Source organism: Oceanivirga miroungae (genome assembly GCF_902505095.1).
Classification (GTDB): domain Bacteria; phylum Fusobacteriota; class Fusobacteriia; order Fusobacteriales; family Leptotrichiaceae; genus Oceanivirga; species Oceanivirga miroungae.
Genome location: NZ_CABWIB010000001.1, coordinates 909,979 through 925,644 on the forward strand (window position 1 = coordinate 909,979; position 15,666 = coordinate 925,644).

Annotated in this window: 14 protein-coding genes; all 14 read right to left on the minus strand. The window is 25.9% G+C overall.

All coding sequences use genetic code 11. The annotated features are described in order from the left end of the window. Window position 1 precedes the first annotated feature (1 nt). Complete coding sequence (locus OMES3154_RS04460) at window positions 2–1,108, minus strand: ABC transporter ATP-binding protein (protein WP_156683591.1); 1,107 nt, start codon at window positions 1,106–1,108, stop codon at window positions 2–4. A gap of 58 nt (window positions 1,109–1,166) precedes the next feature. Further along, a complete protein-coding gene (locus OMES3154_RS04465; protein WP_156683592.1) occupies window positions 1,167–2,234 on the minus strand; it encodes a GIY-YIG nuclease family protein in 1,068 nt (355 codons plus the stop codon). Then, window positions 2,221–3,630: a PP2C family protein-serine/threonine phosphatase gene (locus OMES3154_RS04470; RefSeq protein WP_156683593.1), complete on the minus strand. Its 1,410-nt coding sequence runs from the start codon at window positions 3,628–3,630 to the stop codon at window positions 2,221–2,223. Before OMES3154_RS04470 ends, OMES3154_RS04465 begins: the two co-directional genes overlap by 14 nt. Continuing rightward, window positions 3,630–4,046 (minus strand): transcription antitermination factor NusB, encoded by a 417-nt coding sequence (gene nusB / locus OMES3154_RS04475; RefSeq protein ID WP_156683594.1) that lies wholly within the window; start codon window positions 4,044–4,046, stop codon window positions 3,630–3,632. The genes OMES3154_RS04470 and nusB overlap by 1 nt, the downstream gene beginning before the upstream one ends. Beyond that, on the minus strand, window positions 4,046–4,606 hold the full coding sequence (gene amaP / locus OMES3154_RS04480) for an alkaline shock response membrane anchor protein AmaP (protein WP_197271503.1): 561 nt from the start codon (window positions 4,604–4,606) through the stop codon (window positions 4,046–4,048). The genes nusB and amaP overlap by 1 nt, the downstream gene beginning before the upstream one ends. Beyond that, window positions 4,599–4,961 carry an Asp23/Gls24 family envelope stress response protein gene (locus OMES3154_RS04485; protein WP_156683596.1) on the minus strand — a complete coding sequence of 121 codons (363 nt, stop codon included), beginning with the start codon at window positions 4,959–4,961 and terminating at the stop codon, window positions 4,599–4,601. The genes amaP and OMES3154_RS04485 overlap by 8 nt, the downstream gene beginning before the upstream one ends. Further along, window positions 4,954–5,799, minus strand: coding sequence for an RluA family pseudouridine synthase (locus OMES3154_RS04490; protein WP_156683597.1), 846 nt, complete (start codon window positions 5,797–5,799; stop codon window positions 4,954–4,956). The genes OMES3154_RS04485 and OMES3154_RS04490 overlap by 8 nt, the downstream gene beginning before the upstream one ends. Beyond that, window positions 5,796–8,306 carry a DegV family protein gene (locus OMES3154_RS04495; protein ID WP_156683598.1) on the minus strand — a complete coding sequence of 837 codons (2,511 nt, stop codon included), beginning with the start codon at window positions 8,304–8,306 and terminating at the stop codon, window positions 5,796–5,798. Before OMES3154_RS04495 ends, OMES3154_RS04490 begins: the two co-directional genes overlap by 4 nt. A gap of 13 nt (window positions 8,307–8,319) precedes the next feature. Beyond that, complete coding sequence (locus OMES3154_RS04500) at window positions 8,320–10,116, minus strand: ribonuclease J (RefSeq protein WP_231679269.1); 1,797 nt, start codon at window positions 10,114–10,116, stop codon at window positions 8,320–8,322. Then, on the minus strand, window positions 10,052–11,974 hold the full coding sequence (mrdA, locus tag OMES3154_RS04505; protein ID WP_156683600.1) for a penicillin-binding protein 2: 1,923 nt from the start codon (window positions 11,972–11,974) through the stop codon (window positions 10,052–10,054). Before mrdA ends, OMES3154_RS04500 begins: the two co-directional genes overlap by 65 nt. Before the next feature lie 3 nt (window positions 11,975–11,977). Continuing rightward, window positions 11,978–12,292 (minus strand): ribosome silencing factor, encoded by a 315-nt coding sequence (rsfS, locus tag OMES3154_RS04510; protein WP_156683601.1) that lies wholly within the window; start codon window positions 12,290–12,292, stop codon window positions 11,978–11,980. Between the two features lie 8 nt (window positions 12,293–12,300). After that, window positions 12,301–13,278 (minus strand): LytR C-terminal domain-containing protein, encoded by a 978-nt coding sequence (locus tag OMES3154_RS04515; protein ID WP_156683602.1) that lies wholly within the window; start codon window positions 13,276–13,278, stop codon window positions 12,301–12,303. A gap of 168 nt (window positions 13,279–13,446) precedes the next feature. Further along, window positions 13,447–14,283: a restriction endonuclease subunit S domain-containing protein gene (locus OMES3154_RS04520; protein ID WP_156683603.1), complete on the minus strand. Its 837-nt coding sequence runs from the start codon at window positions 14,281–14,283 to the stop codon at window positions 13,447–13,449. 28 nt (window positions 14,284–14,311) lie between these two features. Then, entirely contained in the window at window positions 14,312–15,460 is a 1,149-nt protein-coding gene (locus OMES3154_RS04525; RefSeq protein ID WP_156683604.1) for a Fic family protein, read from the minus strand. Window positions 15,461–15,666 lie beyond the last annotated feature (206 nt).

Consider the following 15,666-nt stretch of genomic DNA (forward strand, 5'->3'; position numbering starts at 1 on the left):
TCTACATCACCTCTACAAGATAAGCATCTTCATAGTTCCAGTAGAAATACACCTTCTCTTTCCATTCAAATAATTCGTCTTGTTCTACAAACTCTCTATGTTGTTCAAATGCTTTAAATATTTTATCTGAATTATCTAATTTAATAAATAGCTTACTTTGAAATCCGTTATATATTACTTCATCTACTATTCCTTCTAGTATTTTATATTTATCATTTGGATTGTTTGGCATCTTATTATCAGCTAGTATCTTCTCTGGTCTTAATGTTAATTTAACTTTATTTCCAACTTTAACAGGCTTGTCTAATTCTACTTTAAATTCTCCTAAATCCTTTTCATAAGCTATAGCGTAATTATCATATACTTTTATAATTTCGCCTTCTAAAAAGTTTGTTTCTCCAATAAAATCAGCAACAAATGTATTAACTGGAGTTTCATATATTTCATTTGGTGTCCCTACTTGTAGTACATCCCCTTTATGCATTACAGCTATTCTATCAGATATACTTAAGGCTTCACTTTGGTCATGAGTTACAAAAACAAATGTGATTCCTACTTCATCATGTATAGTATCTAATTCTATTAAAAGCTTTTGTCTTAGCTTTGCGTCAAGTGCTGATAATGGTTCATCTAATAATAGCACTTCTGGTTTATTTATTAATGCTCTTGCTATTGCTACTCTTTGTTTTTGTCCCCCTGATAAGCTATCAGGATATTTATCACGATGTTCAGATAAACCTACTAAATCTAGGTACTTATGAACTTCTTTATCTATTGTATCTTTATTTGCTTTTTTTAATTTTAAAGAAAATGCAATATTATCATAAACTGTCATGTTAGGAAATAGAGCATAATTTTGAAAAACTGTATTTACATTTCTTTCGTTTGGCGCCAGATGGTCAATTCTCTCACCATTAACTCTTATTTCACCGCTATCTGGACTAATAAATCCAGCAATCATTTTAAGTAGGGTTGTTTTCCCACATCCACTAGGTCCTAAAATAGAGAAAAACTCTCCTTTTTTTATATCAAGGCTCACATTATTCAATGCCTTGTACCCATCTTTAAATTCTTTTGAAACTGAAATAATTCTTAATTCGTTTTCCAATTATCTACCTCCTTAGTTTGTTTTTTTATATTATATCAAAAAAATTTTTTTTTTAATACTATACATTCATTAAATTCTTTTTAGAAAGCTCTAAAAGATCTTTGCTCCTACTTTTTATCTTAGGAATTATTATTTTTATATTTTTATTTTTCTCTTTTATAAACCAAGTTTTAAGAATTTCTACCTCATCTAAAAATTCTTCATTTAATATTATCCGATTAGGTAATATGTTATCATTATAGTACATAGATATTATGTTTATTAAATTATCATCTTCTATAAATTCATTAAAAGTATAAATTTTTTTATCTAGTACCTTCCCATTTATTACCTTTAAAATAGATGCATATACCTTATCATTTATTCTTTTTATATAAAAGACATCTTCAAATATTTTTGCAGTAGATTCTATAACTTGAGATACTGATAATCTAGAAAGTATTTCTAATTTTTCCTTTTCTATTATAGCTTTTTCAAATTGCATATTTTTAGTATAGGTCATCATATTATTTTCAATACTTTTTAAAATACTTGTATCTTTATTTTCCAAAAACTTTATTAAGTTATTAAATGGCTTTTTGTAATAAGTTATGGTATCTAAAGACTTATTTACACATATTCCATTACACCTTTTTATATGATAATTCATACAAGGCTTATCATATATCTTATCTAAATTAGAATATCCACATTCATATATATCAAATGATTTTAATAAAATAGAATGTAACTTTTTCTTATTCATATTTGGATATGGTCCAAAATACATAGACTTATCTTTTAATACTTTTCTTTCTATTTTTAATTTTGGTAAATTATCTTTTGTTATTTTAATATATGGATAAGTTTTTTCGTCTTTTAATAAAATATTATATTTGGGTTTGTACTTTTTTATTAAATTATTTTCTAAAATAAAAGCCTCTAATTCATTATTACACAAGAAAAATTCAATATCTTTTATATTTTTTACTAATTTTTCTGTTTTTATATTATGTGCACCTATAAAATATGAACTTACCCTGTTTCTTAAATTTTTGGCTTTTCCAATATATATTATTTTTTTATTTATATCCTTCATTAAATAAACACCAGCAGATTCTGGTATTTTTTGTCTATCTATTTTCATTTTTATACTCTTTATATACAGTAAGAAGTGTTAAATCATCATCTAATTCATAGTCTTTTAAACTATGTTCTATTTTATCTATATTATGTCTGTCTTTTAAAAACTGTTCTTTTAAATTTTCTATACCGTATAGTTTATCATTTTTAATTGCTTCTGTAATACCATCAGTATAAAGTAGAATTACAGAATCATCTTTAAATTCTATTTGTTTTTCTTCAAATAAGACTAAATCTGAAAATTCCTTTTTTGAAAATAGTCCTAGAACTTGTCCTTCTGTTTCAAGTTCTATAACCTTGTTATTTTCAATAATAAGTCCTGGCTCCTGTGAAGCTTTTGTATACATTATTGTATTTTTATTAGTATCTATTATCATACAAAAAAGACTCACAAACTTCCCACTTGGAAATACTTCTATAATCTTTTCATTTAAGCACTCGACTAACTCTTTAGTACTTTGATATTTGCCAACATATTCTCTTAAAAATACCCTTAACATTGAAGATAATAAAGCTGCAGGAATCCCATGTCCTGATATATCAGCAAATATTACTGCAATTTTATTATTTTCTAGAAATATCACATCACAATAATCCCCACCTATACCATTTGATGGTTTAAATAAATATGAAATATTATACCCATTAAAGCTTATATTATTTTTGGGTAAAAAACTTTGTTGTATATCTTTTGCTAAACTAATTTCATTTTCTATGTCATCTAACATCAATTTTAATCTATTATTAAGTTCTATATTTTCATATTTTAAATTAGTGGCATTTGCTAATTTTTTTATTGTATTAATAAAAGATGTTATATTAACTGGTTTTTCTATAATTGCATCTACAAATTCAACCATTTTTAGAGCTTTTTCACGTGCTTTTACATCTATTACTAAAACAACCATAGTATCACTGTTTTTGTTTTTTATTTTCTTTATTTCTTCTTCTTTTTCAGATTTATAATTAGTAAAATCAATAATATATATATCTTTTATTCTTGAATCATGTTCTTTATTAAAAAAGTTTGACTCATATCTTTCCTTTACTAAAAAAGAATTTTTCATAAGAGTTTCTTTTAAAAGATTTCTTAATTTTTCATTATTCATATATATTTTAGTTTGAAATGTACCATAAATCCCTAATTCTTTATATTCTTCATATGTTTTAAATATTCGTATATACTTTTTTAAATCTATATCAAAATCACTATCCGATAAAAATATGATTTCTTTTTTTAAAATTTTACATAATCTAAATATATTAAGTAGTTCATTTAAAATGGATACTTCAATTTTTATATTATTAAGATCAACTATAAAAACATCATAGTCATTACTGTATCTTTTTAGTTTTTTTTCAACATCAACATAATTTGTATATTTTAATATTTTCTCCATTAGTTTCCTTTAACTAATGCTGCTAAAATTCCGTTTATAAACTTTTTAGTTTTTTCATCTCCATATATTTTAGATAATTCTACTGCCTCATTTATTGCAATCTCAAATGCTTCATTTTTTATCTTTATTTCATAAAAAGACATCTTAAGTAAAACTCTTTCAACAGCACCCAATCTTTCAAAAGTCCAACCTTCTAAATTTTCTTTAATGATATCTATTACTTTATTTTCATTTTCTATATATGCCTTTATATAATTTTTTAAAAAGTCTTCCTTTGATTTATTTAATACTTTTTCATTTTCAATTATGAAATCATCTACTCTTTTTAAAGTGTCACTTTCAAAAATCAGCTCATGTTCAAATAATATTTTGAAAATTTCTTCTCTTATTACCCTTATTTCTAATTTTTTTTGCATTAATTTTCTCCTACAAATTCTTTTTCTTGTATTTCTTCAATAGCTAATTCATCACTTATCATAACCACTTTTAGACTAATTTTTTTAGGTTTAACACCTATCATTTTTTCTAAGTGTTCTTCTAACTCAACTTTTATTTTATCTAGTTTTTCATTTAGGTTTTGTGTTTTATAACATTCTATATCTATATTAATATCTGGAGTTTTTCTTGTAGGTATTATATTAACTTTAACTGTTTTTATAATATCCTTTACTTCTAAGAAATTTTTTATAATATTTTCTAGAGTTTTAAAATTAACCTCTATTTTACCATTTTTTGTATTTGATAAAATTGTTTTTTTCTTTTTAAATAGCCCCTCTGTCATTGATAATAGATATATTATAAAATATAGAGCTAATAAAACAATTGCTATTATGTGATATAAGTTATTATCAAAATTAGAAAGAAGCACTTCTAAAATTTCTTTAACCTTACTTGGATCTATTATTAAATAAATCATAAGTATTAAAAATAATATTTTAGCTACTAAACTAATAAGATAATTTAAAAATTTAAACATTTTCTTCATCTCCTGTCTTAGTAGTTTCTACTTCTATTTTTTCGTAAGAAACCACAATTATATTTATTTCTTTTACAGTTATTTCAGTAAGCTTTTCAATATTTTCTTTAACTTTTTCTTGGATTTGGCTTGAAATATTTACAATATTTTTACCGTAAACAATAGAAATTTGCATATCAATAACACATTCACTATTTGTCATTTCTACTTCTAGACTATTTTGAAGATTTTTCTTAAAAAAATTCCCCTTATTTTGTTTAGCTATTCCTAAAACACCATCAATATCTTCTAGTGTTTGTACAATTATTCGCTTTATAACATCTGGCGATATTAAAATTTTACCATTACTATTCATATTCCCAACTCCATTCTTGCATATCTTTATATAAAGGTATTTTTAATTCTATTACTTCTTCTTTTCTTGGATGTTTAAACTTTAAATAATATGCATGTAATAATTGTCTTCCTTTATACTTATTATTATCATTATATAACTTATCACCTAATATTGCGTGTCCTATATATGAAGTATGTACTCTTATTTGATGTGTTCTTCCTGTTAGCAAAGTACACTCTATTAAACTTATATCATTTTCTTTATTATATGCCAATCTTTTTATTATTGTCTTAGCTTCTTGTCCTCTTTTGTCTATTATTCTTCTTAAATTGTCGTTATCTTTGTAAATTGGAGCATCTACAATGTATTCTTTTTTTTCGAGTTTTCCCTCTACTATTGCCATATATTTTTTCTTTAGATCTCCAAATTTTTGTAAATAGCTTTGCGAAAAAGCATTTTTAGCAACTACTATAAGGCCTGTTGTATCCATATCTAGTCTATTATAGAATCTAGGTACTGTATTTATATGAGCCACAACAAAATTAGCAAGTGTAAAATCTACTTTTTTTAAAGTGGGGTGTGTTACTAAATTATATGGTTTATTTATAACTAATATATCCTCATCTTCAAAAACAATATCTAATTCTTTTTTTATTGGCTTAATATTTGTTTCTTTTTCTTTTTCATAAACTTTTAATATACCTGTACTAGGTAATTTTTTAGAAGCTTTTACTTTTTTACCATCTAAAAATATTTGTAAAGTTCTCATACTTCTACTAGAATAAGAGTGATATGTTTTTAAATACATAGACACTCTCATTCTTCTTGTACTACTATCTAATTTAAATTTTTTCATAATAACTTAGGTACAACTAAAACCCCTGATACAGGTCCAGCGTGAGTTCCCACTGTAGGCCCTATTTCAACAATTGGTTTTATTATACTTGCCTTTCTATTATAGTTAGAAACTTGACTTCCCAATTTATTTATAAACTCAAGTTGTCCTCTTGTTCCACCATAAGCTAATACTACATAAGTGCTTTGATTTTTGTATATATCGTATACGTTTCTTTCTACATATTTTATAATAGAACTTTCTCCACCTAATACTTTTTTCTCTACACTTAAAGTTCCATCAACCATAGTAATAATTGGTTTCATATTGAAAAAATCACCTATTTTTTGACTTGTTTTAGATATTCTTCCACCTTGTTGTAGATATTTTAATGTATCTATCATTATATACAATTTAGATCTATCTCTAACTTTTATTAAGTGCTCTACTATTTCATCCATTTCATAGTTATTATTTACTTTTTTTACTGCTTCTTTTACAAGGTAACCTTGAAGTAGTGAAACAGCCTTCGAATCAAATATTTTAACTTCTTTTTCTTTTTTTGATATTTCACGTGCTAATTTTAATACTTGATGTTCTCCTGATAATCTACTTGAAATTGGAATAACTAATACCTTTTTATATCCCTTCATAAATTGCTCTAGGTATACATTAACAATTTCTTTTGGACTTGGTTGTGCTGTTTTAAATGTCTTGTTTTCATTGATTAACATATTCCAAAATTCTTCTTTTGATAAATTAACTCCATCTTTATAGCTTATAGAGTCATTATCTACTAATCTAATTGGGATTACAACAATATCTTGTTCTTTTATTTCTTTTTCAGATAAATCAGCTGCTGAATCTGTGACAATAGCAATATCTTTCATATTCTTATCTTTATTTTCAATTAAAACATATAAATCATAGTTTGCCATATCAGAATCTATTATTTTTGTATCTTGTACTAACTTATCAATAGATTTTAAAGCTTTTATTTCTTTTTCATTTTTATTTGCACCAACTACTATAGTAAGTGCTATTGATAGATCATTTATATACTCATTTTTAATAATATCTACTAATTCAGATAAATTACTACTTGCGTTTTTTATCTTAGTATTTACTAATAATAGATAATCATCTTTTTTTATCTCTATTCCATCATTTTTTGTATCTCTAACTGCTTTTGTGATTTCAATAGAACTTGCTCTTTTTAGCATTTCATCTTTTTTATCTATATCTGTGTAGTTGTATTTTAAGTATATAATTCCTTCTAACATTGTCTTAGTTGGTATAACTATTACAGTTCTCTCTGTTTTCTCACCTGCTAATTTAGCAGTTGATATTATATTCTTATTATTTGCAAGTACATATATATGTTTTTTAGTATCATCTAACTTACTTATTGCGTCTAAAATATCTTTAACACTAGGGTTTTGACTTTGTCCACCTAATATTACAACATTTGCACCTAATTCTAAGTAGTAATCTTTCAATTTATCAGTATCTGCTACAGCTATATACGCAATATTAGATAATTTATCTTGATTTTTGTTTATAAATATCTTTGTAGTATTCTTTTCGTTTTCTAATACACCTTCATTTTGAAGTTTCATATTTTCAATTTTAATATTTTTCAAATCACCAATTTTAGCGGCAATTTCTATTGCTAATCCTGGGTTATTTGTATGTATGTGAGTTTTGAATTTCTTACTTGATTTTGCAAATACTGCAGAATCTCCAATATCAAGTAAATCCTCTTTTAATTTATCTTCATCGAAATCTGAGTTTAAAATTATAAATTCTGTACAGTATTTATATTTAATATCATAAGCATTGTGGTCTATATCTAATATAGTTCTATCAAAATCCTCTTCTACAACAGATGCTTTTGTTATTAAATCTATTTCAGTTAAAACTTTCCCCATACCTTCAAAAAAGTAAAATAAACCTTTACCACCTGAGTCTACAACATTTGCTTCTTTAAGTTTTTCTAATAACTCTGGTGTTTCTTCTACTGCTTTATTAGCTGCTATTACAAGTTCATCTATATATTCATTGAAAAACTCATAATCTTTTATTTCTTCACTTCTTTCATAAATTCTTCTAATAACAGTTAGCATTGTTCCTTCAACTGGATTACTAACTACATTATATGCTAGCTCTTTCGCTTCTTTTAATGCTATTGTTATATCTGCTGGTACTAGTCTTTTTTTACCACCAATACCTTTTAAAAATCCATTTATAATTTGTGATAATATTGTACCTGAATTTCCTCTAGCTCCAATTAAAACTGCTTCTTCTACAACTAAACTTAAATCTTCCATACTAGTTTTGTCATTAGTGTTTTCTTCAATTTCACTTATCATGGTCTGAACTGTCATACACATATTCGTTCCAGTATCGCCATCTGGTACTGGATAAACATTTAACTCATTTAGATAAGCTTCGTATTTTTGAAGCCACTTTGCTCCACCTATTAAAACACTACGAAGTCTTTTTGCATTTATATATTTTATACCCATATTTTTCTCCAATCTAAACCTCAGTTATCATAGTTAAAATCATTGGTGCTCTTTTTGTTTTCTTGTATAAATAATCAGAAACTTTTCTTCTTATTATTTGTTTAACTTTTGATATTTCTAAGATGTTTTGACTTTCTAAATTTTTAAGTTCTAATTTTATTAAATCTTTTGCTTCGTATAAAAGTTCTTCAGCATTTTTAACATAAACAAAACCTCTTGTAGCAAGCTCTATTTGTTCACCGTAAGTTCCGTCTTTGTATAAAGGTATACTTACAACAAAAATTCCATCATCTGCTAAACTTTGTCTATCTTTTAATACAGCATTTCCTACATCTCCAATAGATCCACCATCTATTAAAGTAAGTCCTGCTGGTACTCTTTCAGCTAGTACCCAGTTATCTTTCATTAAGCCTATTTTATGTCCATTTTCTGCTATTATTACATTTTCCTTTTTAACCCCAGTTTCAACTGCAGTTTCACCATGCTTTTGTAACATTGCGTATTCACCATGTACTGGCATAAAGTATTTTGGTTTTACTAAATTTAAAAGTAATTTTTGTTCATCTTGGCTAGCATGTCCTGATACGTGTACACCTACTGATCTTTCAAAGATTACATCAGCCTGTTTTTTTAAGAGTTGATTTACATTTTTAGTAGTCGCTTTTTCATTTCCAGGAATTGGAGTTGATGATATGATTACTGTATCACTTTCACGAAGCGTTATAAACTTATGATTAGAGTTTGCTATTCTACTAAGAGCTGCTAGTGGTTCTCCTTGTGTTCCAGTACATAATACCATAACTTTATCTTCTGCCATTTTTTCAGCTTTTTCGATATCTATTAAAATATTTTTAGGCATATCTAAATAACCTAATCTTTTACATATATCAAATGTTTTTAACATTGATTTTCCATCTATTGCAATTTTTCTTTTATATTTTTTAGCTACATTTATTATTTGTTGTATTCTATGTACATGAGATGCAAAGGCTGCTATTATTACACGTCCTTTGGCTGTTGATACTGCTAGGTCTATATTCTTACCTACTGTTCTTTCTGATGGTGTATATCCTTGTCTTAATGAGTTTGTAGAATCAGACATTAATAAGTCTACTCCTTCTTCTCCTATTTGTGCCATTCTTAAAAAGTCAAATCCTTCACCTGATACTGGAGTTAAATCTATTTTAAAATCTCCTGTGTGAACTATTGTAGCGCTTGGTGTTTTTATCTTTATTGCAGTTGAATCTGCAATACTGTGTGTTACACTTACAAATTCAGCTGTAAAGTATTTTGATATTTTAACTTCTTTTCTTGTTTTTACTACATTAAACTTAGGCTTTTTTACTTCCTTTTTCTCAAATTTAGACTCAACAAAAGCCATACTTAATTTTGTTCCATAAACATCCATAACATTACCTAATTTTTCATAAATGTATGGGATAGCTCCTATATGGTCTTCATGCCCATGCGTTACAAGTAATGCTTTTAATTTATCTTTATTATTTTCTAAAAAAGCTAGATTAGGTATTATTATATCTATTCCTAAATGTTCATCTGATGGGAATGCTAGTCCTGCATCAACTAAAATCATTTCATCTCTATATGAGATTATATTCATATTTTTACCAACTTCTTCTAATCCACCTAAAGGTATTATGTAAGTTGGATAGAACTCCTCGTTTAGCTTCTTATTTTTTAAATTCACTTTACTTTTTTTATTATTACTCTTATTATTTTCTTCATTATTATTCAACTTTGGCATCGCTGTTAGGCTTTGAAGCCTTTTGGATACCTTTATCTTCTTTTCCATTCTCATTTCCTTTCCCATAGTATTCTTCAATAAATTTTTTGGCCTGCCTACCGGCTGCAATTGCACCATATCCACCTTCTTCTACAAAGGATACAAATACAACTTCAGGGTCTTTTGAAGGGAAATAACCTGCTATCCATGAGTGGTTATTTATATTACTATTTTGTGCTGTCCCTGTTTTAGCTGACACATCTACATAGTCTAAATTTAATACATGTGCCGTCCCATGTTTACCTTTTACAGGTAACTCTAGTGATTTTTTTAATATTTCTAAATTTTTAGAATCAATTTCTAATTTTCTTAAGACTTCCGGCTTTATTTCTATAACTTTATCATTACTATCTACAAATTTAGATACTAAACTTGGTTTCATTTGTACTCCATTATTAGCTATTGCTTCATAAATCATTAAAACTTGTATTGGAGTTAATAATAAATATCCTTGTCCTATTGACATATTTATAGTATCTCCTGGTAGCCATATATTTAATTTTCTATTTGAAAATCTTCTTTTCTTCCACTCAGGTGTTGGTAGTAATCCACTATTTTCACCTGGTATATCAATTCCTGTTTTTTTCCCTACACCAAACTCTGATGCAACATCTAAAAAGTCAGATCTAGGTATTTTTAATGATAAATCATAAAAATATGTATTTACAGATTCTTCCATTGCCTTATTAAAATTTGTAAGACCATGTCCTAATCTATGTGAATCTTTAAATGTAACTCCCCCATATTCAAATCTGCCTGTTGACAAAATCTCTAAATCAGGTGATACATTAGCTTCTAATATTGCAAGCCCTGTTACTGGTTTAAATGTAGATCCTGGTGGGTAAAGTCCAGCTATTCCTTTATTTAGTAAGGGAGTCATTTTAGAATTTACAATTTCACTCCATTCCTTGCCATTTATTTTTGAACTTAATTTATTTGAGTCAATTTCAGGTGATGATATAAATGTGATTATTTTACCAGTTTTTACATTCATTGCTATAAAAGTTGCAGATGTATCTTTCATATACTCTGTCATTTTTTTCTGTATATTCTTATCAATACTAAGATAAACATCATTTCCTTTTACTGGCTTTAGCTCATTTACTATATCAATAATATTTCCTTTAGCATCTATTTCAACTAAAGTTTGTCCTTCTTTTCCTTTTAATTCTAGATCATATTGTTTTTCTATACCCTTTTTACCAATCAAATCATCTGGTGCATATCCTTTATCTTTTAATTCTTCGTACTCATCGTCACTAATATTTTTAACATAACCTACAACATGTGATGCAAGGTCATCTTCTACATATTTTCTTTTACTATATTCAACTATATCAATATTTTCTGAATCAATATTTTCAGCTTGTATTAAAGCTTTTTTTACATCAATATCATCTTCTATTATTATTTCGTGAGTAAATCTATTTGGGGTTTTACTATAGAATATTTCTAGTACTTTTTTATAGCTTAGGTTTGTCATTTCTGATATTTTTAATATATCTTTGTATAACACTTTTATTTTATTTGTTTGTTCCTCTAAATTAAGCTCATTATCTTCTAATTTAGATAATATATTTCTCTCTTTTCTACTAATTTCTGGAGTATTTTTATATACCAACTTGTATCCAGTACGATTATCAGCTAATAATTCACCATTTTTATCGTATATTTTCCCTCTTGTTGGTTTTAAAATTTCCTCTCTAAAGCTGTTTTTTATTACTTTCTCTTTATAATAATCTTCTTTTAGTATTTGTAAATAAAATAGTCTAATAATTAAAAGAGAAAAAATAAAAGCTACAATAAGTATAAAGCTAATATATCTTTTACTTTCATTTTCTTCATCTATTTCTCTTTTTAAATTCATTTACTATAGTTCCTCGTATAATCCATCTAAATCATAGTATTCTCTAGCGTCTTTTGTAAAGATTGATACTAATATATCAGCTGCATCTATTAAAACCCACTCTGCTTCTTTTTGTCCTTCAACAGATTTTAACATATCTATATTTTCTTTAACTGCGTCTAATATAGCTAGTACATTTCTTGTTGAACTTCCTGTACACATAACCATATAGTCATAAAATGCAGTTTTCCCTTCAACATTATATACCTTAATATCTGATGCTTTTTTATCTTCCATTATACTTACTATTTTTTCTACTCTATATTTTGCTTCTAACATTTGTTCTCCTATCTATTTGTTGTTATCACTATTTTATTTTCTAATGAACTATCTTTTTCTAATCTTGCACTTGGAACTAATGATAATAACTTATGTGCTATTACAAAATCCTCTGGATTATATTTTATAGTAACACCCACTATTGTGCTTGATTCTTTCGCTTTATATATCTTAGGTGTGTATTCTGATAATTGATCTTTTAACTCTGAAACTCCAGTTGTAGAATATATATTAACTGCATATTTTACCTTTTTGTCATTACCAGTTATTATTACAACATCAGCATCTGGTCTTAAACTTGGATCTTCTTTTATCTTTATGTATTTTAAACCAATACTATTAACAAATTTTAAGAATTCATCTTCATTTAATTTATGGTTTACTACATATGACATATCTGATCTTGATCCATAGTTATCTGCATTATAGTTCATATCTAAATTATTTTTAAATGCTTCACCTAATTTTTTTGCAAATCCATTTATACCATTTGCATTTAATACATCAACTGTTTTTCCCTCAAGTGATACTTCTGGGTCAATTTGGTTACTTGGTTTAATTTCTACTATATCAGATGTATTATCAACTATAAGTAAAGCCTTACCATCTTCACCTGATAAAATATTAGCTAGTTTTATACTGTCAATTATATATTTCCCATCTAAATCCATAGTAGGTACTTCTACTACAGTATCTGGTCTATTTTTACTTATTACTACATCTTGTATACTATGTGGGAAATATTTTGATAAGTCTGATATCAATAACTTTTCATCCTTTACATGAGCACCAAAAAAGTTAAAGAAGTAGTCTTCAATTTTTTTATCTTTAGTAATATATGACCCTCTTGTGATTTCAACTACTTCATTATCATAATAAACATAGTAGTTACCATCTACATACGCTAGTCTATTTACACTTTTATCTTCTTCTTTCCCACAAGCAAAAACTGAAAGCATTGCTAATGTGATTATTATTTTTTTCATATTGACTCCTTGTATATTATATTATTTTATTTTTCCATACCATTCATAGTTATTATACCATAAATATTAGTTTTTTTATACATTTTAATGCTATAAAATTTTGTAAATAGATTTTTTTTAATAAAATCAATAGAAAAATAGAGATAAGCTAGTACTTATCTCGTATTTTTAAGCTATATAATTGTCTATTACATCCATTATTTTTCCATTTTCAAAACATATGATTCTTTTTTCGTTTTCAAGCGTTAATTTACCACAATTAGCCAATATTTTTTTACTAATATAATATTCGGATTTAACTGGTTCAACTCCTAAAAAAACTTCTTCTGAGTATGATCCAAATATATATGCTACTCCAAAGAAATATTCTTTTGTTTTTGTATTTTCGGTAATTTCATATCCTAATTCATCAACTATATAGTCAATTCCATAATATCTAAAATATTCTTCCTCTGTTTGATTTAAAGTTATGGACTCAGAATTAAGACCAACAGCTAAATGTATATATTGATTTTCATAATTAAGAATTTCTAATCTTTCATCAGCCTCATCCCATATATCTAATTTTTTTTCATCTAAATTGTTTATTCCAAAAGAGATTCTATGCCTTTTTTCATCTGGTTCTATATTTACTTTAACACAATACATCCCATCAGTATTAATTGTTCTAATTGTTTTTTCTATAGGTACTACCTCATAATTAACCTCAATACCATCTAAATATACCTTGAATTCTCCTATTGGGCTTATTAACTTATTATCTATAATATCATTTCTATATTCATATTTTTTTAACTTTTCTATTTCACTTATTTTTATTCTTACTGCCCTATTTAATATTATATATTCATCATGTAAATCAGTTATTCTTCCAATTCTAAAAGCTTTATTTGAAATCTTATAATCATATTTTTTATTTTTATAGCTAATAAAACTTGCCAGTTTATATGGGTATTTAATTTTAACTATTTCTCCTAAATATTTTTCAACATTTTCTCTTTTCATATACTTTACTCCAAAATTACATAATCATTTATATAAACGTTCCTTCTGAAAGAATATCAACATATTCTTTATATACATATTGTCTATATCTTTTTTTATCACTCACAAGCTCAAGTATCCCCATCTCAACTAAATTTGCTAAAAGTTTGTTAATTGTTGGTGTAGATACATTTAAAACTTCTTTTATATCTTCTGAATAAACAAATGGGTGTTTTAATAGATAATCATATATTAAAATTAAATTTGATGTATTGGTACTCGAAAAGTTTTTAATCTTATCTATATCATTTTTTTTAAGATTAGCAATTCTTTGTATTGAATAAATTGCATCCTTTGATATTTCACAAATACCTGTTATAAAAAATTTAATCCAGTTTTCAAACTCACCTTTAAAACGAACATTATTAAGAAGCTCATAATATCTATCCCTATTTTTTTTAAAATAATAACTCAAATAAAGAACTGGATATTCTATTAAGTTTTTTTCCTTCAAGTATAATATTATTAAAAGTCTTCCCATTCTACCATTACCATCTAAGAATGGGTGTATCGTTTCAAATTGATAATGAATTAAAGCTATTTTTATTAAATTAGAAATATTGTCATCTTCATTTATGTATTTTTCTAAATCACTTAAACAAACATCCATCTCATAAGGGGCTGGTGGAATATAGCTTGCATTTTTTAAAGTTGAACCAGCATATCCTATCCAATTTTGTGATTTTCTAAATTCACCAGGCATTTTTTCATTACCTCTAACTTCAGATAAAAGGATCGAATGTGTTTCTTTAATAAGCCTCATGCATAAAGGAAATTCTTTGAGTCTTTTAAATGCATAATTAGTCGCTTTAACGTAATTTACAATTTCTTCTGTTTCTTTAATTTTTTCATTCTCATTATCTTTTTGTAAAATATCAACAAGAGAAGCTTGTGTCCCTTCAATTTGAGAACTTATAACTGCTTCTTTTTGAACATACATAGATACAAAAAGAGAAATATCTGGTAAAAGCATTGCCATACCATCTAATCTTCCAAGCAATAAGTATGCTTTATTTATTAAAACATTCATTTCATCATCTATATTTAGTTTTATATCTTTTAAATTATGAGGAACAAAACATTCATAATCACTTTGCATTCTATTTAATTTACCTGCTCTATTATTTTCTAATTTCAAAATATCACCACCTAAGCTAAATTTGTTTTGCTTAAAACAAGTATATATATTTTAAGTAAAATTTTCAAGTGTTTTTTTTACTTAGAATTTCGTTTATACTTTTAAGTAAAATTTTTAGTTGTTTTTTTTATTTAGAATTTTAAAAACAGTTTTAAGTTAAATCTTTTTTACTTAGAATTCCATTCATACTTTTAAGTAAAATTTTT